19 protein-coding genes are annotated in these 23,791 nt (G+C 42.4%); 9 read left to right on the forward strand and 10 right to left on the reverse strand.

The window, feature by feature from the left end:
* Positions 1–55 precede the first annotated feature (55 nt).
* The 9 genes from AC59JT_RS09115 to AC59JT_RS09155 all read right to left on the reverse strand — a co-directional run bounded on the left by AC59JT_RS09115 (position 56) and on the right by AC59JT_RS09155 (position 12,193).
* On the reverse strand, positions 56–889 hold the full coding sequence (locus tag AC59JT_RS09115; RefSeq protein ID WP_497397978.1) for a WecB/TagA/CpsF family glycosyltransferase: 834 nt from the start codon (positions 887–889) through the stop codon (positions 56–58).
* Between the two features lie 355 nt (positions 890–1,244).
* On the reverse strand, positions 1,245–2,885 hold the full coding sequence (locus tag AC59JT_RS09120) for a right-handed parallel beta-helix repeat-containing protein (protein WP_497397980.1): 1,641 nt from the start codon (positions 2,883–2,885) through the stop codon (positions 1,245–1,247).
* A gap of 138 nt (positions 2,886–3,023) precedes the next feature.
* The gene (locus AC59JT_RS09125; RefSeq protein WP_497397982.1) at positions 3,024–4,202 is read right to left on the reverse strand and encodes a glycosyltransferase family 4 protein; all 1,179 of its coding nucleotides are present in this window, start codon (positions 4,200–4,202) and stop codon (positions 3,024–3,026) included.
* 5 nt (positions 4,203–4,207) lie between these two features.
* Complete coding sequence (locus AC59JT_RS09130) at positions 4,208–5,050, reverse strand: glycosyltransferase family 2 protein (protein ID WP_497397984.1); 843 nt, start codon at positions 5,048–5,050, stop codon at positions 4,208–4,210.
* 40 nt (positions 5,051–5,090) lie between these two features.
* Positions 5,091–6,329 (reverse strand): glycosyltransferase family 4 protein, encoded by a 1,239-nt coding sequence (locus AC59JT_RS09135; RefSeq protein ID WP_497397986.1) that lies wholly within the window; start codon positions 6,327–6,329, stop codon positions 5,091–5,093.
* 25 nt (positions 6,330–6,354) lie between these two features.
* A complete protein-coding gene (locus AC59JT_RS09140) occupies positions 6,355–7,590 on the reverse strand; it encodes a hypothetical protein (RefSeq protein WP_497397988.1) in 1,236 nt (411 codons plus the stop codon).
* A gap of 32 nt (positions 7,591–7,622) precedes the next feature.
* Entirely contained in the window at positions 7,623–9,008 is a 1,386-nt protein-coding gene (locus AC59JT_RS09145; protein WP_497397990.1) for an MATE family efflux transporter, read from the reverse strand.
* Positions 9,008–11,335, reverse strand: a complete 2,328-nt coding sequence (locus AC59JT_RS09150; protein WP_497397992.1) for a GumC family protein — start codon at positions 11,333–11,335, stop codon at positions 9,008–9,010. The genes AC59JT_RS09145 and AC59JT_RS09150 overlap by 1 nt, the downstream gene beginning before the upstream one ends.
* Before the next feature lie 18 nt (positions 11,336–11,353).
* A complete protein-coding gene (locus AC59JT_RS09155) occupies positions 11,354–12,193 on the reverse strand; it encodes a polysaccharide biosynthesis/export family protein (protein ID WP_497397994.1) in 840 nt (279 codons plus the stop codon).
* Between the two features lie 352 nt (positions 12,194–12,545).
* On the opposite strand from AC59JT_RS09155, the gene AC59JT_RS09160 reads away from it, so the two are divergent.
* The 9 genes from AC59JT_RS09160 to AC59JT_RS09200 all read left to right on the forward strand — a co-directional run bounded on the left by AC59JT_RS09160 (position 12,546) and on the right by AC59JT_RS09200 (position 22,328).
* Positions 12,546–13,376: an MOSC domain-containing protein gene (locus AC59JT_RS09160; RefSeq protein WP_497397995.1), complete on the forward strand. Its 831-nt coding sequence runs from the start codon at positions 12,546–12,548 to the stop codon at positions 13,374–13,376.
* A gap of 2 nt (positions 13,377–13,378) precedes the next feature.
* Positions 13,379–13,666: an Rdx family protein gene (locus AC59JT_RS09165; RefSeq protein ID WP_497397997.1), complete on the forward strand. Its 288-nt coding sequence runs from the start codon at positions 13,379–13,381 to the stop codon at positions 13,664–13,666.
* A gap of 74 nt (positions 13,667–13,740) precedes the next feature.
* A complete protein-coding gene (locus AC59JT_RS09170; RefSeq protein ID WP_497397999.1) occupies positions 13,741–14,178 on the forward strand; it encodes an RrF2 family transcriptional regulator in 438 nt (145 codons plus the stop codon).
* Positions 14,179–14,358: 180 nt separating this feature from the next.
* Positions 14,359–16,452, forward strand: coding sequence for a ferredoxin-like domain-containing protein (locus AC59JT_RS09175; RefSeq protein ID WP_497398001.1), 2,094 nt, complete (start codon positions 14,359–14,361; stop codon positions 16,450–16,452).
* Between the two features lie 13 nt (positions 16,453–16,465).
* Complete coding sequence (locus AC59JT_RS09180) at positions 16,466–17,971, forward strand: TSUP family transporter (RefSeq protein ID WP_497398003.1); 1,506 nt, start codon at positions 16,466–16,468, stop codon at positions 17,969–17,971.
* Entirely contained in the window at positions 17,971–18,687 is a 717-nt protein-coding gene (locus tag AC59JT_RS09185; protein ID WP_497398005.1) for a phosphoadenylyl-sulfate reductase, read from the forward strand. Before AC59JT_RS09180 ends, AC59JT_RS09185 begins: the two co-directional genes overlap by 1 nt.
* A gap of 50 nt (positions 18,688–18,737) precedes the next feature.
* Positions 18,738–19,646 (forward strand): sulfate adenylyltransferase subunit CysD, encoded by a 909-nt coding sequence (gene cysD / locus AC59JT_RS09190; RefSeq protein WP_497398006.1) that lies wholly within the window; start codon positions 18,738–18,740, stop codon positions 19,644–19,646.
* 3 nt (positions 19,647–19,649) lie between these two features.
* Positions 19,650–20,900 (forward strand): sulfate adenylyltransferase subunit 1, encoded by a 1,251-nt coding sequence (locus AC59JT_RS09195; RefSeq protein ID WP_497398008.1) that lies wholly within the window; start codon positions 19,650–19,652, stop codon positions 20,898–20,900.
* Positions 20,901–21,230: 330 nt separating this feature from the next.
* On the forward strand, positions 21,231–22,328 hold the full coding sequence (locus AC59JT_RS09200) for an AAA family ATPase (RefSeq protein ID WP_497398010.1): 1,098 nt from the start codon (positions 21,231–21,233) through the stop codon (positions 22,326–22,328).
* Positions 22,329–22,349: 21 nt separating this feature from the next.
* On the opposite strand, the gene AC59JT_RS09205 is transcribed toward AC59JT_RS09200, so the two are convergent.
* On the reverse strand, positions 22,350–23,753 hold the full coding sequence (locus tag AC59JT_RS09205) for a pentapeptide repeat-containing protein (RefSeq protein WP_497398012.1): 1,404 nt from the start codon (positions 23,751–23,753) through the stop codon (positions 22,350–22,352).
* Between the last annotated feature and the right edge of the window lie 38 nt (positions 23,754–23,791).

Here is a 23,791-nt window from a genome sequence, read left to right on the forward strand (position 1 = left end):
TTTTAAATTAATGCAATATCAACGTATCACGTAAGACGTCTAACGTACAACCCTTCTAAGCTGAGTTTCTTTTCGGTTCCAGCTTTACTACGCTGGGTACTTCCGTATCTGTAGGGGGGTTGAATTTTGGTTTAGCCTTACCCAGTACTTTGGCTTTGATCAACTCGTACACAAACGCGGGGCCGTAATATAGGTAACGCCTTGCCATACGTTTTGGCTCTTTCACTAAACGAATGAACCACTCCAGGCCAAGGTTTACCCAGAAACTTGACGGGCGGGTAACGGTTTCGGCATAAAAATCAAACACAGCGCCTATCGGGGCTATAATGGTAGCATCCAGTTCATCACGGAATTTGTAAGACCATTTTTCCTGCTTAGGGGCCGTCATGCCTACAAACAGTACACTCGGTTTAAAATCGTTAACCACTTTGATCATCTCCGCATTCTCCTCATCACTAAACTGCGATTTAAATGGCGGCGAGTAAGTGCCTACTTTTATCTTGGGGAATTCTTTAGAAAGTTTCTTTTTGATCTTAGCCAACGTTTCGTCTGATGCGCCCAGGTAGAAGCATTTGCCCCCTTCGGAGTTTAGCTTTTTTAATAGGTGTTCGTGCAAATCGGCACCGGCAATTTTTTTGATGGTCTCGCCGTTCAGCATACGGGCCGCAGCCACTATTCCTACTCCGTCAGGCAATAAAATATCTGATCCCAACAACGCGTTCTTAAACTCCTCATCCTTCTCTGCAATCATATACGAATATTGATTTACAGTGCTTATCAGACTCTTTTTATCAAAACGTAAGTTGCTCAAACTGCTATTAAAAATAGAATAGTCGAGCACATCTACAGTGGAATAATCGAGGATTTTCTTGAGCGTAAATGTTGTCATTAGTTTTTTTGGTAGTTCGTCGTGTTTATAGTTAAACAAATACCAGACCTAAATTCAAAAATCAAATAAATTATCTAATAATACGTAAAAAATACGTTTTAGTGCTAAAACAATATGGTTGTAGGCCATCTCGTGTTTAACAAGCTCTCTACAAGCGGGGTCTTCATTACCCAATCTGTGCCCCAATTCTCTGCCTCATTTCTACGCTAAAGATACACAGTTATACAGATATGAAATATACTTAACAATATTTTAATGATCTGTATTTATTGCCATAATCTAACTAAACGCATATACCGTTATAAAAACGAAAGGCCGGTTGTTTGCCGGCCTTTCGTTTACTGATCTATATTTTTTAAAAACTATTTCCAGATTGAGTTTTAAAGTTAAAATCGTTCAGATTAGTAATAGCACCGGTTACGGTATTATTAATTAGCGTTAGGTTAAAAATTTGATTGGTGTTACCGCTTATACCCCAAACCCGTGAACCGCCGGCGGTGATATCATTCCCGTTTATGGTGTTATTGCTAACTGTGGTGTTATCGGTACCTATCATGATACCTGTTTCGGTACCCGAACCGCCGTTTGCTGAACTGCTGTAAGTGATAGTGTTATTATCCAGCGTTAAATTTTGGGCACCTGCGTTGTGTGGCAGTTCTGTGTAGGATTCAATTCCTCTGCGATCCTGCTTGTTTGGTGTGGTGAAGGAAATATTGTTATCCACCACATCAAGCTTGTAATCTGGTGATGCACCGTCAATGTGTATGCCTTTAGCTACCGGGTTTTTAATAGTATTACCTTGAACAACGCTTTGGTGAGTGTTATCGCCAAATACAAATATGGCTATCTGGGTACCATTAATAGTATTATTAGTTACTGTTGAACCATTGTGCTGCGCCCTGGCTGCCAGTGAGTCACGTACGTTAACGATAATACCCACCGCAAGGCCCTGGCTATCGTTGATAATATTACTATCAATGGTTTGATGACGGTTAGATGCCGATTCGATGTAATAGGTCTGGCAATCGGTTATACGGTTACCTACCACTTTTGAGTTAACACCTACTACTGATATACCCATACCGTCGGCTTTGTTTGCGGCATCTTTGCCGGTACCGGTTATGGTGTTATTACGGATGATAGTGCCATCGATATTTCCCCAATCCTCAATACCCATGATGCCGGAGTTTTCGATCGTATTATTAACGATCACGTTGCCGGTGCAGTAGGTTGATGTATTGCCATGGCCTACTATACCATCGTGCGGGGCATGTTTTATGGTGTTACCGTCTACCGTAGTACGGCTTGCACCGTCTTCGCAGTATTCAATGCCTACGTTATTCATTACGTTACCTTTGATCAGGTTATCGCTTGATCCTTCGCCGCTAACCCATACGCCCATTAAACCATTACGGTTATATGGCAGGGTAAATGAGAAGGTGTTGTATTTAATAACAGTATTTGTGCTGTGATAAACCAAAATAACGGAATTATACCAATTGCTTAACTTATAAGCTTTGGTTGATTGCGCGAAGGTTAAATTGTTTATTAAGCAATTATCATCATTAGTAAGGTTGATGTAACGACCGTTGCTTAATAAGGTTCCGCTCATGCTATTGCCGCCTTTTAAGGTGGCGCCGGTGGCAGCATATATCTTAACACCCGAACGCATATCAAGCGTTTTGTTAATAATAAATGTGCCTTTTGATAGTGTGATAACGCCCTCGGCGTTAATGGCGTTTTGGATTGCTTTGGTATCGTCGGTAATACCGTCGCCTTTGGCGCCGTATTTTTTTACATTTACCGCGTTTGCCGGCACGAGCGTATCTGCAGGTGAAGGGACCAGGATTGGTACGATTGTTGATAAAGTATTATCAACGATGCCGGTTAACGGATCTAATGGTAATATTCCGTTTAAACTAAACTCCTGTTTTTTGCAAGAGCATAATGAGAACAGAATAGCCAAAATTAACATAGGGGTATAATTCTTAGCCATAATATTGTAACTGTCTGACCTATTACGGTATAGACTGCTGCAAAGTTACAGCTATGTCCTTTTTTTTCTACATTTTTTTCTAAAACACAACCGTTAGTTTTGTTTATTTCAAAATAGCGTATTTTATCAAACTAATAGTTAATTCGTTTTATCCCAGCTTGCTACATTGTAGGCACCGTCCCATATTTTAATGAACAAAGAAGCTAAAATACCAGGCACTTTGCGCTTTTGATTTTGAATTTGAGGAATGGCTGCGAGTAAGCTTTTCCCCATATTTTCATAATTCATCTGGTTGATGAGCTGTAAAGACGTCGAGCCCATATTTTTTTTTGCAGCTTCATCAAGGTTTATGAACTTTAAAATTTGGGCGGCCATCTGTTCAATATCCAACGGGTCGAAGCTGTAACCGTTCTCCCCTTCTTTTAATAATGGTACTGCGGCGTTTATCTTATTGCTTAGCAAAACAGGCAGTTGGGCCGCCATTGCTTCGTTTACGACAAGGCCCCAGCTTTCACTTAAACTGGCTAGTAAAAACGCGTCAGCATTAAACAATTGCTGCGGAAGCTCGTTGTTGGGTACCATGCCCGCAAACTCAATCCGTTCTATGTTAAGCTCGGTCACCAACTTGTTTAGGGTGTCTTGCTCGGGGCCGGTGCCTATTATCTTTAGTTTGTAAGCGCTGCTATTGGTCTCTACAATTTTCCACGCTCTAAACAGGCGTTCCAGGTTTTTAATATAAACCAACCGGCCTATGTATATCAAAGTATTATGGTTGAACCGCTTTTCGCCTTCTACTTTAAAAAGCTCGTTATCGATGGTATTGTAACCATAGAACGTTAAGGTACGCGTATTGAAAAGCCCCACATATTCACTATCATAATCGGGCGATGGCAGCCATAGCGCATCAACCTGGCTTGTTATGGTATTTTTTACGAAGTTGGTAACGAAACTGCGTTTCAAACCCGAAGGTTTGCCATCATCAAACATCACAAACCTTTTGTTATTTTTTTTACACCAACGCAAACCTAACGCGCCTGCAAAAAAAACTATCGAGCCACCTATGATGATATCAGGATTGATCTCGTCAAGCTTTTGAAACAGCTTTTGTTTGATATCGGCCTTGGCAAGCTCTTCATGGCTATTATTGGGGAACAGGCAATTATCGCTGTCAAGGGCGTCAAAAGCATAGGGCGAACCTTTGCCAAACAATTCAATAGACGCCAGTTTAATATCATGCCCCGCTAAAAGCTTACGCAGGTAAGCGATGCGGCCTTTCCAGTAAACACGCAGGTCATTGTGAAGTATCAGAATGGTCATACAGCCTATGGTATTGATTTTTTATACTTATCCCAAATACCCGGGAACAGCGTTTTCATCCACAGTTTAAAAAATGCCTCAGGGTAATATAGCGGGAAAAACTTACGGATGTATTTCAGATAGCCTTTAGACTCTAAACCCTTAGGGCTATGCAGGAAAGCGATACGCTCTTTCAAAGTGCTGCCCGGAGACAGCCATGAGTTACCATGATCAAACTCGCAAACGCCATAGTAACCCGGCGCTACCCAAACTTTCGAGCCGTGGCGTTTGGCGTTAAGCGTGTAATCGTAATCGGCAATTCCGTGTATATAGTCGCCGGAAAGGATACCTATTTTCTCCACAGTGCCTTTGTCAACCATCATGATGTTAGCATTACCCAGGTCGCATTCCAGCAATTTAGTATCATCCGGTTCAACCCAAACAGCGTCGCCATTGTAGCCGTTCAGCAATTTACGTCCACCGTAGGTGATACCTGTATGCTCAAAGTTTTTAACCGAACCGACTACTACGTTATCTTTGTTGGGAGACAGTTTATAGGCTTCTAACAACCTCGCTACAGCACCTTCAAACAGCTTCACATCATCATTAAACAAAATATAAAAGTCGTAATCGTCATGCTCGCGCACTTTGCCCCATAACTGACGCATGCCGCCTGCCCAGTACAAACGACCGGTACCTATAATCAAGTGTACCTGCGGAAAATGCTCGCGCACATGATCGGCAGTACCATCCGGCGACTGGTCATCCAGCAAAAAGACATCCATTTTATACTCGGCCGGTAAAACCTGTGATGTAACGCTTTCTAAAAAAGACGTGGTTTTTTTTATCCGGTTGTATGAGGCTGCCATGGCAGCTATTTTTAAAACTTTATTTGCCACTTTTTTATCGTTATACTTTGTTTAAAACCTGGTTATAAATAAGCAGCAAATCGTTGCTTATTTTCTCGACGTTGTGCCTTACTAAACCTCTTATGCGTGCGTTTCTGCCTAATTTGGCGGCCAGTTCATAGTTATTGGCCAGTTCCATTATAGCGCCGGCCATAGAGTACGGATCGCCATCCTGTATCAAAATGCCATCTTGATTTTCATCAATCAGGCTATTGGTACCGCCGGCATGGGTTGCTATACATGGCAGGCCCATCAGCAGCGCTTCACATAAACTATTAGGACTATTCTCGATGTGCGATGTGCCGATATATATATTAGTAGTCATCAAATGTTCGACCAATTGCTGCTCGCTAAGGCCGCCCATAAATAAAATATTTTTTGACAAAGGTTTGCCGGTGCTTTTTAAGGCAATATTAATGATCTCATGATCGGCAGGAATACCTGCTACACGCCATTTAAATTTAATGCCGTTTTTCTCTAACAGATCGGCACTATACATTATCGTTTCGATGCCTTTATACAGGTTGGGCCCGTTAATAGTCATCAAATTCAACTCATCGCCGGGCTTGCAGTTCCACTCCTGTGTGTAAAAGGCATCGCGCAGTATCTCATCATTATGATAATAAGCTGCTTTGGGTGCTAACACTAGTGATACCCGCCTATCCCAGGCCGTACGACCTATTAAATGTTTTGAATGCTTAAATATCTCCAACTCGCGCTCGCGCATTTTGGTGAACATATTGAATACGTTATTATAAGCACGAAAGAACAGCTGGCTTTTAAGGCTGGCATGCTTCATTACATCCCACCAGGTTATCTTGGAGTAAAAACGGTAATGATAAACGGTTATAATACCTTGTAGGGAAATAACTGTTGGTATATCGGTATATTTTTGGATCAGCCCGAATGCGCCTTCCGAGCCATGTACATGTATTACATCCGGTTTTACCTGGTTTATGATCTGTACAAAACGGTCAACATGCTGCTGCGGTTCCAGCCTGTTAAATACCCGGCGGGTGATCTTTGACCATTCGCCGTGAATCAGATCTTTTACGGGATAATAAGTGGTATCGCCATACTTAAAAGGCTCCATGTCTTGGTCGTGATAAAACACAACCGAAAGCTCAACCTTGGTCTGCAGGCTTTTCTCTAAGGATTTGATCCAGCCCCCGCCCATCGGCTTATCATTCAGATACGATTCGGCTAATGATGGGTATAAAGAAAACCACAGTACTTTCAAAATATAAATATTTAATGGTTACAAATTATGCGGCTAATACCACTTTTGCCTCACTGTCCTCGTCCACTTCGTCATTAGCCGGTTTTACGTAATAATATAAAAAGCAAAAAGCCGTAATTATCGGTAATATAAATATCGCTTCAGAAAAACCTTGTATTAAAATCAGCAGGATACAGTAGAACACCTGTTCAAAATTATAAACAAAGTTCTTGAAAAACAACCCGGCTCTACGCATAACAAATGCTAATCCAATTACGCCGAACCTTGCAAAATAATCAATCAAACCGTTAGATAAACTGATGTTTTTCATCAACGGGATACTTTCATCGTAGATGTTGGACATACCCCATATCAGGTGCTCCCTAAGCGCATGGTACAGAAACAGAATACTCGAGAAACGGTTGAGCGGCATAGTTATACCCATTTTGATATAATAATCAGCCAGGAACTCAATACGCGTTAAATCCTCCATATCCTGGTGGTAGGTCTCGATGATCTTTCCGGCCAAAAACGGCAGCGTGGTAGCAGCTATAACACCTAAGGGGACCGCTATAGCCATTACGGTTGACATTTTGGCTCCCCTGGCCCTAAAGTATAGCAAAAACACCACTACCAGGCCAAGATACGTGGTGGTAGACATAGTAGTAATTACCGCGAACACAACTAGTTTGGCGCGCTTATCAAACTGAAAGTTATTATACAAAAAGTGCAGAATAAGGCCCAGGTTTAAAAAAAAACCAAAAGCGCCGGGCTCCCATGAAAAACCGGCATTTTGAAAATGGTGTATGGGGATGTAGGTAAAAATGACAAAGTTGGTATAGTCATACCCCATATCGGGCGGCAGGTTTATGGCGCGGCCGATGGAATACAGCGCGTCGCCGGCTACAACCTGCAAAAAGAAAAGCGGTATGGAAATGATAGCGCCGTCAACTATAAGCCGGGATAAATAATATAAGGCCTTGTCTTTTAAAACCGCGCAGAACAGGAAGGCCGGCAATATATATTTAAACAGGTACACAATGTCGCTCACTAAAAAACGCACCGGCAAGTGTACTAAAAAGGTTGACCTGAATAAACAGTAACCGATATAGATAAACGAAAATTGCGCAAACAGGCGGATATCACGCTTGGTAAACCTGTTATACTCCAGCCCTACCCAGATAAATATAAAATCAAGTATAAACCAATTGATATTATAGAAATACAGGAACGTAGCTTTTGCCGAAAGAAGCAGGAAAAGAAGCGTTACAAAGTAAAACATAACAAATGGTTAAAAAATTCAATTCGCGAAGCTTAAACAGCATTGCCTGTTTCGGGCGAAGCTGCTGCGTGCCGCTCGCGTAAAATTACAGCTATTTCTCGCCGCCACATTACAACCTGTATGGCACTCCACAATATACTTGCATAAACAATAGAGCTTAAACCCCAGTGCAAATGATCAATAAAGAATAAAACTACAGGTATATGCAGTACTGCTGTAATAATTGACACTATTGATTGCATTTTAACCTTACCTGTACCATTTAAAACAATGGTATATACCTGCGTAAACAAACTGATAGCAAAGTAAATTGCCATATCAATACTTAAGTCAAACGGCACCACAATGGCATCCCCCACCCAAATTTTAAATACCGGGTTTACCAGTAAAACCTGAACTACTATAACCGCCACAAATAGTATAGCTATTTTAACCAGCTTTTTAATACCATTCTCTATCCACACAAAATCTTTCAACGCATAGGCATTGGTAAATGCACTCCAGTAGCTCGCCAATATAATGTTAATAGCCATCATGGTGGCCGAATAGTATTTATATAGCGAAACATATACCGCAACCTCGTGTCCGCCAAATTCGCGCGCTACTATCAGCTCTGTGGTTGAGTACAGGAATACGCCCGCAATCTGTACGATAAAGAATCCTATGCTTAACTGGAAAAGCGACTTGCTTTTTTTCAAGTCGACCAGGCTAACAGCGGGGCTTATATTTTTATATCGCTTTGCAAAAAGAATAAGGGTATAAACAAATAGTACAAAAACCGGCAAAATGGTTTGCGCTATAGCCAGGTAAACCATTGATCCGTGCAAATACTTAGCACCAACTATAATAGGCACTAGCGGTATAAAATTGCAAATCAGTTGGATCTGGTTGGCTTTGTATATTTTTTGATCACCCTGCAGAATAGATGAAATAGGTTTTAATATAAACTGAAATGATAAGCCCCCGAAAACTACAATCAATGTGTAAAGTAGTTCATCGTTATCCAGATGCGTGTTAAAAACGCTGTTCCAGTTTATTAAATGCGCTGCTATGGTAAATATTATTACTATAGGCACTATAATAAGTGTTAAAATAGCATAGGTAGACGATACGGCAACTTTGGCTTCTTTATACTCTTCTAAAGCTATATACTCGGCCACTTTATTGCGCAAGCCATTAGCCAGGCCAATATCTAATATGCTTATCCAGCTTACTGTAGAAGATATGGCCAGCCATATACCATACTTGTTAGTATCAAGTAGTTTTAATGAATATGGAACGATAAGGTAAGAAACCACAACGCTGATGGCCCTTATCAGGAAGGATACGCCTATATTAAAATTTACACTGCCTGTGCGCGCTTTATCGCCGCCTAATAACCCTTGTAAGTAAGCTTTACCTGATTCTATAATACCCATTAACCATTTGCTCTGTCGGGAAAGTAATCCCGGTATCCATCTCTAACTTTATCAACACCATTAAATATGATACCCATATTCGGCAACTGCTGATCTTCGTATAATTTCGTAATAAATGGTAATTCGGTTTTTGAGGTGAAATTTTTACGTACCAGGTACAAGGTAATATCGCACAAACGCGCCACTATGGTTGCATCGCCAATAACCTCTAACGGCGAGGTGTCTATCAGGATGTGATCATAGTTAAGGCGAAGCCAATCTATCAGTACTTCAATACGTTTACGATCAAGTAATTCAGAAAAGTTTGGCAAAAACTGTCCGGCTGTAATAATGTCCAGGTTTCGGTATGTTGACGAGTTTTGTATCACTTCCTCTTTTAACGAAGCCCAGTTTAAATAGTTACTCATACCCGGATAATTTTCGGGCAAATTAAATATTTCGCCAATGGCCGGCTTATACAGGTTAAGCTCTAATATAATAGTACGCTTGCCCGATGTGGCCAAAGCCACCGCCATATTACTAACCACAAAGCTTTTACCCTCGCCCGATACGCTTGAAGCTATCATGGTTACCCTACCCTTTGCATCGGTACCGTGCAGGTAGTGCAATTGGGTACGCAGGCTCCTAAATTGCTCAATGATCATAAAATTGGCTTTCGGATGCTCGGTAACTATAGGCGATCGCAGCCTTGCAAATTCAAACTCGCCGATAACTGGTATCGGCAAACCTTTTTCTACCTCGCGGCGGGTGTATATCTGGTTTTTAATAACATCGCGCAGGTAAATTAAAGCCCCCGGTATTAACAGCCCCAATACAAATGCCGCTGCATAGGGCATCAACGCTTTTGATCTGTTTGGCGGTAAGGTGTAAGCCACATCAACCATACGGGCGTTGGCCAAAGTTGACGCATAGCTTAATGATACCTCCTCGCGTTTTTGCAGCAGGTACGTATACAGGTTTTCTTTAATGCCGGTTTGGCGCTTAAGGCCGGTTAATTGCCGTTCCTCGCCCGGAATGCTTTGTATCGAGCTTCTGTTAACGGCGCCTATAGATTGCAACTGTCGTTGTTGCGCGGTTAGCGAATTCCTGATATTCTTGATGTTTTCACGGATGGCCGTGCGGGTAACGATGATCTCGCGATTGATAGGATCGAATATCGGGTTTTTTTCAGGCGTAGTAGCCAGCAGCCGGCTCCGCTCCTGTTGCAGGTTAATAAAATTTTGTACCGAGGTGATCAGGTTTTGATCAGATATATTAATGGTTGATGGTACGGCACGTTCGGATACATCCGGGGCATTAATATAATCCTCGATAGATTTGATCACCCGTAACTGCACATTAACGTCATTTAACTTAGCCTCGTTGGCCTGCTCGTTTTGTAGGTAAACCTGCGATTGCGCGTTAATATCAGTTAAGCGCTTATCGCTTCTGAAGCGCTCAACTTGTCCCTCGGCGTTGTTTAGTTCAATGGTTAACGAGTCAAGTCGTTTGTCGATAAAATCAAGGGTACTTTTAGTTAAGCGGTTTTTTTCGGCCGTTTCTTCCTGGTTGTAAACCATGATCAGGGTGTTGGCAAAATCCTCGCCTTTTTCCGAATCTTTATCCATCACTGTTATCTCAACAGTTGATGCCATTTTATCTTTCAGTGCCACATCTACAGCTCCCTGGTAACCATCAATAGTGGCTGTCTTATCACTAATGGTAATGCTGACGGTTTTACCTACATAACGATTAAAAAACCTGGTAGGCATCAATTTCCAGCTGCCCAGTGCGGTACGTATGGTATCGCCAAAGCCACGCTCCTGGCCTCTTAACTCCGGATCGTCAGAAGTTTTCAGCATGAAGGTTTGCTGGTCTATAATTTCAATAGTGAGCTTCTGGCTGGTTCTGCCCGATTCTTTTACATACTCAAACTTTACCGGGCTTTTACCATACAGGTTTTCATTAGCCGGTTTTCGTTCTAAAGTATAAGTTGCCCAAAGTTGCAGTTTATTAACCACCATCTCCACCAGTCTACGAGATTTTAATATCTCCATCTGGTTCTCCACCAGTTTAGGCGGATTGGTCAGATCAAGCTCCTGCAAAGTTGATCTTAAGGCGTTTGAGTTATCATGGCCATTATTCTGCAGTTGCATGGTAGCTTTGATCTCGTACACAGGCTTAGCTACCCGTTTATAAGCGTACGCTAAGGCCAGCATAATAATAACGCTTACTATAAAAAAAGGCCAGTAACGTAAATACTTCATCAGGTTGCCCCGCAAATCAAAATCATCTTCGGCTATAGGGGGCTTGCGTGTAGAATAAGAAGTAGTTTTTTGCGACGCCATATTTAGCTATATAGAATACTACTGGTTGTTATTGATTAAATAAGCCGAGAAAATAATTGCTGCTGCCGATATGCCCGTAAACACCAGGGATGCAAAACGATACGCCCTATCAAACGGCGCGTATTTAATTCTATCCGGATCGACCACGATCACATCATTGTTTTGCAGATAATAATACGGTGAGTTGAATAGTTTTTTCGAGGTCAGATCAACAGGGAAATACTGGCGTGTGCCGTCATACTCGCGTATCAGCATCACGGTTTTACGTTTACCGGTAATGTTCAGGTCGCCGGCAAGGCCAAGCGCCTCCATAATGGTTATACGTTCGTTTTGTACGTTGTAAACATCAGGCCGCAACACATCGCCCAAAACAGATATTTTAAAATTAAGTATACGTACGGTAACCATTGGCTTTTTGGCGTAGGCCTCAAGCTCTTTGCTAATTTTATCTGCAAGTTCATCGGTGGTTAGGCCGGTAACTTTCATAACACCCAGGTAAGGTAACTCCACCTCGCCTTTTGACGTTACTTTATAGCCAAAAACCGGGTTAGTATTACTACCATCGGCACCTAAGCGGCTGTTTGGCCTATTGGTATTGTTACCACCTTCGGTATTACCGGTAACGCGACTAAGGTTTGAATTAAACAGAGCCGTTGCCTCTGGGTTTAAACTGTTTACGTTGATACCCAACTGATCGCCAACCTGTATTTTCAAGGTATTGTAATTGGTGATCTCTTCCTCGGTTTTCTTTTTATGATCAAGGTCTTGAAAGTATGGGATACGGCTATAAGGACCGCATGACGCGCAAAGAAAAATTACTGCTACTAAAAGAATTTGGGTAAAGGTAGATCTCATCATCGTCAGTATATATATATAGTCGTTTCGAAAGTAGGCAATAAAAAGCGAAGCATGTAAGGGTAGTTACCAACAAACAGCCAGTAATTAACATTTCTTTACACGCCTATTTTACGTTACAACGTACAAGAATGATGCACGAAATAAACTTTACTGCGATAATTTAAGGGCGTTTAGTACTGCTGTAATCATATGCACCTGTAACACAAACACATCTTCGACATGACTATTGGCTAAAAAACTTTAAACATTACAACGTACAAAGAGTTTTGCACTTGTTAGATTTAACGGTTGTAGATTTACTTCCCCGCTATTTGTGAAAAATAGTTCTTAATTTGTGCGCTTAAACCATTATATGCTTATCGTTAGCGAGCTATACATTTATCCCATCAAGTCATTAGGCGGCATTAAATTGAATACTGCCGTGGTGACCGATCGCGGCCTGCAATATGATCGCCGATGGCTGCTCGTTGACGCCAACAACCGCTTCCTCACGCAACGCGAAAACGCTAAAATGGCCCTGCTTAAAACGGCTATTACCGACGAGCATTTAGTAGTGACAGACATTACAACAAACACTTCAGTTAAAATACCGTTAAACACTTATAAACATGAAGTTATAAATATTACTATATGGGATGACACATGCCAGGCAAACCTTGTTGACGAAGAGATCGATCAGTGGTTTAGCGCAGCCCTATCCATAGGTTGCAGGCTGGTTTATATGGCCGATAACAGCCACCGTTTTACCGACCCAAAATATGCTCATGAAGACAGCATCACATCGTTTAGCGACGCCTATCCTTTTCTCTTGATCGGCCAAAGTTCGATGAATGAATTGAACGGCAGGTTGGAACAAGCTATACCGATAGATCGCTTCCGCCCCAATATAGTATTTGCGGGTGGCGAAGCTTTTGAGGAGGACCTGATGGATAGCATAAATATTAACGGAATCAGCTTTAACGGGGTAAAACTTTGCGCCCGTTGCAATATTCCAACTATAGATCAGGATACCGCTATCAGTAGTAAAGAACCAACCCGTACACTAGCCCGGTATCGTGTTAAAAACAAAAAGATCATGTTCGGGCAAAACCTGGTACATGCAGGTACGGGTACGATATCCGTTGGCGATGAGCTCATTGTTAATAGCCTGCATACCGAAGACCGCTTTATCCTCACATCCTAAAAATGAAACCAACTATAACTATAGAATACTGCCCAAAATGCCGCTGGCTGTTACGTGCCGCCTACATGGCGCAGGAGCTGCTGACTACTTTTGAGGATGATTTAAACGGTGTTACTTTGAAACCAAGCGAGGTGTCGGGCCGTTATACTATTTTTATTGACAATGAAACTTTGTTTGACCGTAAACGCGAGGGACGTTTCCCCGAAATTAAGGAGCTGAAACAGTTGGTGCGTGATACTGTTGACCCGGGGAAAGACCTCGGCCACTCGGACAAAGCAGATAAAACCTAAAAAAAGTATACCTAATTGGTATTTTTAATTGTATTAAAATTCTTTACATATATTTGTTTTTATAACATAGATAAATGCTGTCGAAAAAAACTAAGTATGCCATTAAGGCATTAGTAATTTTGGGGAAGAACGCGGACAAACCTCCCATGCAGATCTCGAAGATCGCGGAGCTTGAACATATCCCAAAAAAATTCCTGGAGCAGATATTACTCGATATGCGTAATGCCGGCTTTTTATACAGTAAAAAAGGCGCCGGTGGTGGTTATGCCTTAAATAAAGACCCCAAAGAAATTTTCCTGGTGCAGATAATGCGCATTACCGATGGCCCTATTGCTATGCTGCCTTGCGCCAGCTTAAATTTTTACCATAAATGTGATGAATGCCATCAGGAAACCACCTGCGGTATACGTGATGTTTTTGTTGAAGTGCGTGATGCCTCATTAAAAATACTGACCGAAACCAGTATTGCAGATATCATTTCACGCGAAACCAACCTTACCTCGCTCAACTAACAAAATCTCACAGAATTGTTAAAATCGTAAAATTTTACAATAAATTCTACCATTTCCATATACTATATATATCTTTGGGGATGCGATCCACCATTGCATAGTTCGTTGTGCGCAATTAGCTTTTGTGATTTTCACATTTTTGCCGCATGAACTATAACTAAAAAGAAGATATAAGAGAATATGCAAAGCTTCAGAACAGAGCTTGAAAACCCGGTTGTTGAGAAAGACATTATAGATCTTGAGAAAAAGATAAGGGAGTTTCGTGAAGGAAAGATACATGACGAGAAATTTAGAAGCCTTCGTTTAGCACGTGGTATTTACGGCCAGCGCCAGCCCGGTGTGCAAATGATCCGTATAAAATTACCTTTTGGTAAGGTAACCTTTAAACAGCTACTGCGCATATCCGAGGTTAGCGACAAGTACGCCAACAGTAACCTGCACCTAACTACCCGCCAGGATATACAAACGCACTACGTTAGCCTTGACCGTACGCCCGAACTTTGGGCTGAGTTAGAGCAAGATGATGTAACATTGAGAGAAGCCTGCGGTAACACCGTACGTAATATTACAGCCTCACCTACCGCTGGTATAGATCCGAAAGAACCGTTTGACGTGTCGCCTTACGCGCATGGCGCGTTTGAATATTTACTGCGTAACCCGGTTAACCAGGATATGCCTCGTAAGTTCAAAATTGCGTTTTCGGCAAGTGATGAGGACACAGCATACTCTTACGCGCACGATTTGGGCTTTATACCAAAGATAAATGACAAAGGTGAACGCGGTTTTAAAGTAATGTTAGGTGGTGGCCTTGGCGCGCAGCCTATTTTGGCGCATATTGTTGACGACTTTTTACCCGAAGACCAACTGGTGCCTTACATCGAATCGACAATCCGCGTGTTTGATCGCTACGGCGAACGCAACAACCGTAATAAGGCCCGTTTAAAATATGTGGTGCAGAAGTTCGGTATTGAAGAAACTTTGAACCTGATCAAAGCCGAGCGCGTTGCCAATAAGGTGAAAACCTATAAGATAAACACCGAAGCGGTAGAAGTACCTGTATTGCCACCGGCTATTGAATTTGGCGAAGTTGTTATTAGCAATCCACTAGGTTATGAGCAATGGTTGGCAACTAACGTTTTCGAACAAAAGCAAAAAGGCTTTTACGGCGTATATATTAAAGTAGAAACCGGCGATATTCCAACTGATAAGGCACGCAAACTGGTAGCCCTGTTGCAACCATTAGCCGGCGACGAGATCCGTATCACGCAAAACCAGGGCTTATTATTAAAATATGTTCGCCCTGAAGCTTTCCCTACCCTATACAATGGCCTGGCCGAAATTGGTATGGCAGCACCGGGTTTTGATAGCGTAGCTGATGTTACTACCTGCCCGGGTACCGATACCTGTAACCTGGGTATATCAAACAGTATGACCTTTGCACGCGTATTGGAAGATCTGATCTACAATGAATATGAGGACCTGATCTATAATCGCGACATTAAAATAAAAATCAGTGGTTGCATGAACTCATGCGGCCAACACAGCATGGCGCATATTGGTTTCCACGGCAGTTCGTTAAAAGCGGGTGCAAAAGTGTTGCCATCAATGCAGGTTATGCTGGGCGGTGGTACCGTAGGCGACGGCGTTGGCCGCGCCGGCGACCGTGTGATCAAGATCCCATCAAAACGTGCTACGCAGGTTTTACGCGATCTGTTAGATGATTATAAAGCTAACTCAATCGAAAACGAGCTTTTCAACGACTACTATGATCGCCAGGGTAAAGACTATTTTTACCAGATGCTGAAACCATTGGCCGACCTTACCACTCTTACCGAAGAGGATTATGTAGACTGGGGCCATGTGGAAACTTATGAAAAAGCCATAGGCGTTGGCGAGTGTGCCGGTGTTGTGATTGATTTGGTTGCTACCTTATTATATGAAAGCGACGAGAAACTAGGCTGGGCAAACGAAGCTTACGCTAACGGTGCCTGGGGCGATGCTATTTATCACTCATATAACGTATTCATTAACTCGGCTAAAGCTTTGTTGTTAGATAAAGGCATTAACATAGGTACCCAAGCCGGTATTATGCGTGAGTTTGATGCACAGTATGTTTCGGTTGGTGATTTTGAACTGGCTGGCAGCTTTAATGAACTGGTAATGCAGATCAACCAAAATGAACCGTCTGAAGAATTCGCGTCAGCATACAAAGCACAGGCAACTCAGTTTTTAGAAAACGTTAAGGCTAAAAGAGAAGCTGTTTTACAGTCATAATAATTGCATGTCTATGGCATCTCTATCCGAAAATAAGGAATTGCTGACTGCTCCTGCCGAAACCCCGGCAGGTAACCAGTTATTCCCCGTTTTCCTGAAACTAAACCAGCTGCATACTGTGCTTATTGGCGCAGGCAATGTTGGTTTGGAGAAACTGACCGCCGTTTTAAATAACAGTCAAAACGCCACGGTAACTGTTATTTCCGAGCAGGTTTTGCCCGAGGTACAGGCACTAGCTGATAAATACTTAAAGGTAAACATAGTTCAGAAATCATTTACGGATGATGACCTGGATAATGCCGACCTGGTTATAGCAGCTACCAACGATAGCAAGCTTAATCAATACGTACGCGAATCGGCACATCAGCGCAAGCTACTGATAAATGTTGCCGACAAACCCGAATTGTGTGATTTTTATCTGGGCTCCATCGTACAAAAAGGCGATTTGAAGATAGGTATATCAACCAACGGCTTATCACCAACGGTAGCTAAACGCTTACGCGAGGTATTGGACGAAAGCATTCCATCCGAACTGGATACTACCCTGCAGCAGTTAAGCCAACTACGCAACACCCTTACCGGCGATTTTGCACACAAGGTAAAAGAGCTTAACCGGGTTACGTCTATATTGATAGAGCCTAAGGTTGAGCGCAAAAACCTGAAATGGCTGATATGGTTGTCTATCATTTTTTCGATAGGCATTGCCGTAACAGCGTTATGGATGAATGAGCCTGAGTTTAGAACCTATGCCCAACAGATCGACCCGCATTTTTATTACTTTTTAGCGGCAGGTTTTGTGTTTGCTATGGTTGATGGTGCTATAGGTATGTCATACGGGGTTACTTCTACCGCGTTTTCCATATCGATGGGTATCTCGCCTGCCTCGGCAAGTATGGCGGTGCATTTATCCGAGATCATGAGTAACGGTATAGCCGGTTGGATGCACTACCGCATGGGTAATGTAAACTGGAAATTGTTTAAACTGCTCATCTTACCTGGCATCCTGGGTGCCGCGGTTGGTGCAGGTTTAATTTCATCATTGGAGCATTACTCCATGTACACTAAGCCTTTGGTTTCGGTTTACACTTTAATATTGGGTGGTGTCATTTTATCAAAAGCTGTTAAAACACAGAAAAAGAAATCAGGAGATAAGATCAAACGCATATCATTATTAGGCTTAGGGGGCGGTTTTATTGACGCCGTAGGCGGAGGCGGCTGGGGCTCTATCGTACTGTCATCGTTGATCGCCGGTGGCCGCCATCCTCGTTTTTCGCTGGGTACAGTTAAGTTAACGCGATTCTTTATCGCCATGATAGGCTCACTTGTATTTTTAACTATGCTAAATGGCGCGCCATGGAGCGCAATAGCCGGTTTAATTATTGGTAGCGCTCTGGCAGCCCCTATCGCCGCCAGGATATCAAACCGTATATCGGTAAAAGTGATCATGGTGGCTGTAGGTATAATTGTGATATTGGTAAGCTTTAAAAGTATCTTTGGCTTTATTAGTAAAGTAATATAATGAACACGTCAGCAGAACATATAAAACAACTAACAGCAGGCCTGCAACCTGTTGAGGCCCTGAAAAAACTGGCCGAACACTTTGCTGGTGAAATAGTATTTTCAACAAGCTTTGGTTGGGAAGACCAGGTGATAACCCACATGATCTTCGCCAACAATATCCCCATAAAAGTTTTTACGTTAGAAACCGGCCGCTTATTCCCCGAAACTTACTATGTTTGGAACCGCACAATGGAGATGTACGGTCAGCCTATTCATGCTTACTATCCAAACAACGATGCTTTGGAGCGCATGGTAAATAGTAAAGGCCCTAACAGTTTTTATGAGTCGGTAGATAACCGTAAAGAATGTTGTGGCATACGCAAACTGGAGCCTTTGAACCGTGCCCTGGCCGGCAACAAATGCTGGATAACCGGCATACGTGCCGAGCAATCGGTAAACCGCCAGGATATGCATAATGTGGAATGGGACGAAGGTCATCAGCTGGTGAAGTTCCATCCCATCTTCGACTTTACGCTGGATGATGTAAAGGCTTACGTTAAACAATACAACGTGCCCTACAACACCTTACATGATAAAGGTTTCCCGAGCATTGGCTGCTTGCCTTGCACCCGAGCCATCCGCGAAGGGGAGGATTTTAGAGCCGGCCGCTGGTGGTGGGAAGATCAAAGCAAAAAAGAGTGCGGTTTGCACGAGTTGATCATAGACGAGAAATAATTATTGGATTGCCTTACCGCAATTCAATCCCTCAATAATTAATAACATACATGAGTAACAACAAACAACTGGACTATTTAGACGAGCTTGAAGCAGAAGCGATACATATTCTGCGTGAGGTAGCCGGCCAGTTTGAGCGCCCCGCGCTTCTATTTTCGGGTGGTAAAGATTCCATCACCCTGGTACGTTTGGCCGAGAAGGCTTTCCGTCCGGGTAAGTTCCCATTCCCGCTGGTACACATTGATACCGGCCATAACTTTATTGAAACCATTGAGTACCGCGACAACATGATAGCCCGCCTTGGCGAAAAGCTTATTGTTGGCCATGTGCAGGACTCGATAGACCAGGGTAAAGTGGTTGAGCAGAAAGGTAAAAACGCTAGTCGTAACCCTTTGCAGACCGTCACCCTGCTGGATACCATTGCCGCCAACAAGTTTGATGCTTGTATAGGTGGTGCCCGTCGCGATGAGGAGAAAGCCCGTGCCAAGGAGCGTATCTTTTCGGTACGTGATGAATTTGGCCAATGGGACCCGAAACGCCAGCGCCCTGAGCTTTGGAACGTTTACAACGGCAAGATCCACAAAGGCGAAAACGTTAGGGTATTCCCTATTAGTAACTGGACCGAGCTTGACGTTTGGAACTACATCCGCCGCGAAAAAATTGAACTACCTTCCATCTACTTCGCGCACGAGCGTGATACCATTACCCGTAACGGCCAGCTAATGGCTGCCCACGAGGTATTGAATATGGATGAGCAGGATGTGATCACCCGCCGTACCGTACGTTTTCGTACCGTGGGCGATATGACCTGTACCGCGGCAGTAGCATCTGACGCGTTTTTAATTGACGACATCATAAACGAAATAAGCGAATCAAAAATAAGTGAGCGTGGCGCCCGTATGGACGACAAGGTATCTGAAGCCGCAATGGAAGATCGCAAAAAGGGAGGATACTTTTAAGCCATGGATATACTAAAATTTTTAACTGCAGGTAGCGTTGACGATGGCAAAAGTACGCTAATAGGTCGTTTGTTATATGATAGCGACTCGATCCTGCTTGACCAACTGGAAGCCCTGCAGGCATCAAACCGCAAAAACGACGACGGCACCATTGACCTTGCCATTTTAACCGATGGCTTGAAGGCCGAGCGCGAGCAAGGCATCACTATTGACGTTGCTTACAAATACTTCCAAACCGATAAGCGCAAGTTCATTATTGCCGATACCCCAGGCCACATTCAATATACCCGTAACATGGTTACAGGCGCTTCGAACGCTAACCTGGCCATTATATTGATCGACTCGCGCAAAGGTGTAATTGAGCAAACCATCCGCCACTCCTTCCTGGTGTCATTACTAGGCATACAGCAAATTGTGGTAGCCATTAACAAAATGGATATGGTTGACTATAGCGAAGAAACTTACAACAACATTGTGGCCGACTATAAAGCCCTTGCAGAAAAGGTAGGCCTTAAAAACGTACACTACATACCGGTGAGCGCGCTGAAAGGCGATAACATTGTTAACGACTCAACCAACATGGCATGGTACCCGGGCAAAAGCTTACTGCACTTCCTGGAGACGGTTGACGTGGCTGTTGATAACAGCACCGAGCACGCGCGTTTGCCTGTACAATGGGTTATACGCCCGCAAACTGATGAATTGCATGATTACCGTGGCTATGCCGGTCGCGTGTCAAGCGGTTCGTTTAAGGTGAACGATAAGGTTACCGTATTGCCTTCGGGCTTTACATCGACCATTAGCAAAATAGAGGTATTCGATCAGCAGCCTGAAGAGGCAACGGCAGGCATGTCGGTAACGGTACATTTGGAGGATGAGATAGACATTAGCCGCGGCGACCTGTTGGTGAACAGCAGCTACCAGCCACAGGTTTCACAACTGATTGAAGCCGACCTTTGCTGGATGGATACCCGCGCACTGGATACCAGCCACACCTACTTCATCCAACACAACAGCAAAGTAACCCGTTGCAAAATACAGGAGACGCTGTACAAAGTGAACATCAACACGCTGGAGAAAGAACAAAGCGAAGATTTCAAACTAAACGACATCGGCCGCATTGTGATCAAAACTGCCGATCCGTTGGCGTTTGATGCCTACGAAGAGAACAAAGCTAACGGCGGCGCTATCATTATTGATAGCCGTACCAACGTTACCGTTGGTGCTTTGATGCTGCGTAATGTAGCTGATTAAGCGTTAACAGCACAAGAAAAAAGGCGACCTGAAATGATCAGGTCGCCTTTTTTGTTTAGGGTGTTCCACTTTTTTGAAGTAAAACACGTGGCACACCATATTTTACTTAATTAATTGTATTTCAGATAATTAAATACAAAAGCGAAACACCCTGGCACACCCCGCTAAAAACTTCAACTATTTAATAATCAATAACTTAATTTTTTATAGATTATTTACGGGTGTTCCAAAGTGGCACACCTAAAATTTACTTTCCGTAACAGCTACTGACAAAACACTGTCACCATAAATAAGCGAGAATACTCTGACCTTGCAGCACTCCCCAATTTTATGAGCCAGTATAACACCCCCCATCACTATTATGAGCGACCGCTCGAGATCGAACTCATTCGCTCTGCCGCCCGCGGCACCATCACCGCCAAACAAAATCAACAATTAAATAATCTGCTACGTAGTCCGGCTGATAGTAAGGATGCTTTTATTATTAAGCCTGCGGCAGATTTCCTGGAAACCGATTCCGGCCAGTACGAGGCCCCAATGCTTTTCGGCGATTTTTGGTACGAGGGCGAACTATGCATCCTGTTTGCCGATACCAATGTAGGCAAGTCTATACTCGCCGTTCAAATTGGCGATGCGCTGAGTCGTGGGGTACCTATCCCCTGCTTTAACGCTACAAAAGCGGCAACTGTGCTGTATTTCGATCTGGAACTGAACGACCGGCAATTCGCGCAACGTTACACCAGTTCTGTTTACGGCAAGCACCAATTTGCCGATAACTTTTACCGGGTAGTTTTCAACCCGGAAGCCATGGGAGCGCATAAGTTTGACAACTACCACGACTATATTAATAACGCGCTCGAAAACATGCTCATCACCAGCAAGGCCCGGGTATTGATCATTGATAACATTACCTGCTTACGCACCGGTACCCAGGCAGCAGCCGCGGCGGTAAGCCTGATGCAAAAGCTGCAAACGCTCAAAAATAAGTACAATCTTTCCATCCTGGTATTGGCGCATACGCCTAAACGCAACCCATCCAACCCCATTACCCGCAATGATCTGCAAGGCAGTAAAATGCTCATCAACTTTGCCGATAGCGCCTTTGCCATCGGCGAAAGCCAGGCCCATCCCTCCACGCGTTACCTCAAACAAATTAAGCAACGCAGCGGCAAACAGATATATGGTGCAGGCAATGTGTACCTGTGTCAAATTATTAAACCCTACAACTTTCTCCAATTCGAATTTACCGACCTGGCCCGCGAAGCGGATCATCTGCTGCACATCACCCAGCAGCAACGCAAAAGCCTGGAAGACCGGGTAATGGAATTGCACGGGCAAGGCAAAAGCCTGCGGCAGATCGTTGCCGATACAGGGAGGCCTTTGAGTACGGTGAGGAGGTTGGTGAAAAGGTTGGGTGAGGAAAACTAAATATTATATCATCAATCTAAATTATTTCTGCAAAACAAAATTTGCGATGTACGCTATGCAAATAATACCCAATATGTAGACAACAACTATATACAATGTCCCTTTTTTTTGTTTTACTTTCAAATTATCTACTTGAATTTTCAGACTAAAAAAAACAATCAATGTATATATAAATGAAGACCAAAGTCTTATTCCAAAATTATCTAGCGAGAATTTATTTACCCAATGCTCTTGGAATGGGATACATTTTATTTTATAAACGTATTTATTGAGATCATGTAAATACAAATATGTAATGGTGGTAAATAAGCCTATAAAAAACAATGTCCACAGAAAAATATATTCTTTATTGTAACCGAAATTCCACCATAGTTGCAGAAACAAGCCTAGCCAATTGTATCCTTTCGTACTCCATTTAAATCTTTGATACTCAATATCCAGTAATTTATAACTTTCAACTTGTCCATTATTTTTAAAGTTATTTAATAGCTGCTCATACACTGAGACCTTTTGTTCGTATGAAACGGAAATTTTCCTCGAATCAAAATCATTTAATTCTACAGAATCAGGCAACAATAATTTAAAGTGGGTGTAGTCAATATGAAGCTTAGCGATATTAGAATTTAACAGATTGATTAATATTCTACGAGGTTTGTTAGTTTTAATATCGAATCGTGAATTGTGAGTAAAATTTGCATTAGTAAAAAACACATCATGTTTTAAATCTAAGATATTCGAAAATAATATTGTATCAGGGAATACCGTGTTATTAAAATCAAAGTAAGTACTATCTGTAGTATGCATACTATTAAAATTCAAAGTAGCCTTTTCTTCAAATAAGGCGTTTTTAAAAAATGCATAGGCATAAAATGTGGTAAAAAAGAAATTTACACGACTCTCAAATTTAACGTCTCGAAATTGCACTACCTTGAATGACGATACATTGAAATCTACCTTTCCGTTGAACACACACTTTTGAAAAATGGCTATTTGCTTGAATCTCGAAGTCGAAAAATCTACTTTTTTTTCAAATATTGTTCCACCGAAATCTACATCGGAATCAAATTGACATGAATGGAATTTTACATTTTTTTTAAATATTGAATTTTCGAAGAAAAGATTTTTTCTAAAATCTGACCAACTAAAATCCGCAGCATCAAAACAACGAGTATAATCAAAATCAGTTTCCGTCTGGAATACGCAATGGTCAAAAAAAGCTGATTTTAAGAATTTTGAATATCGAAAATTGCATTCTTTCCCAAAAAAAGTTACTCCATGAAAAGCAGCCTCGACATTATATTTTTTTTGATATCCTAAATTTCGCCCTGCAGAAATCGGAGATTTTACCGGAAAAGATATGTCTCCTTGACAAAAAGCTTCGGTGATATTAAAAAAAAACAGTAATGACAATAAAATATTTTTCATAAAAGTTTTATTATATAAAACTAATAATATTTTTTTCC

The sequence above is a fragment of the Mucilaginibacter sp. A3364 genome (genome assembly GCF_059690715.1).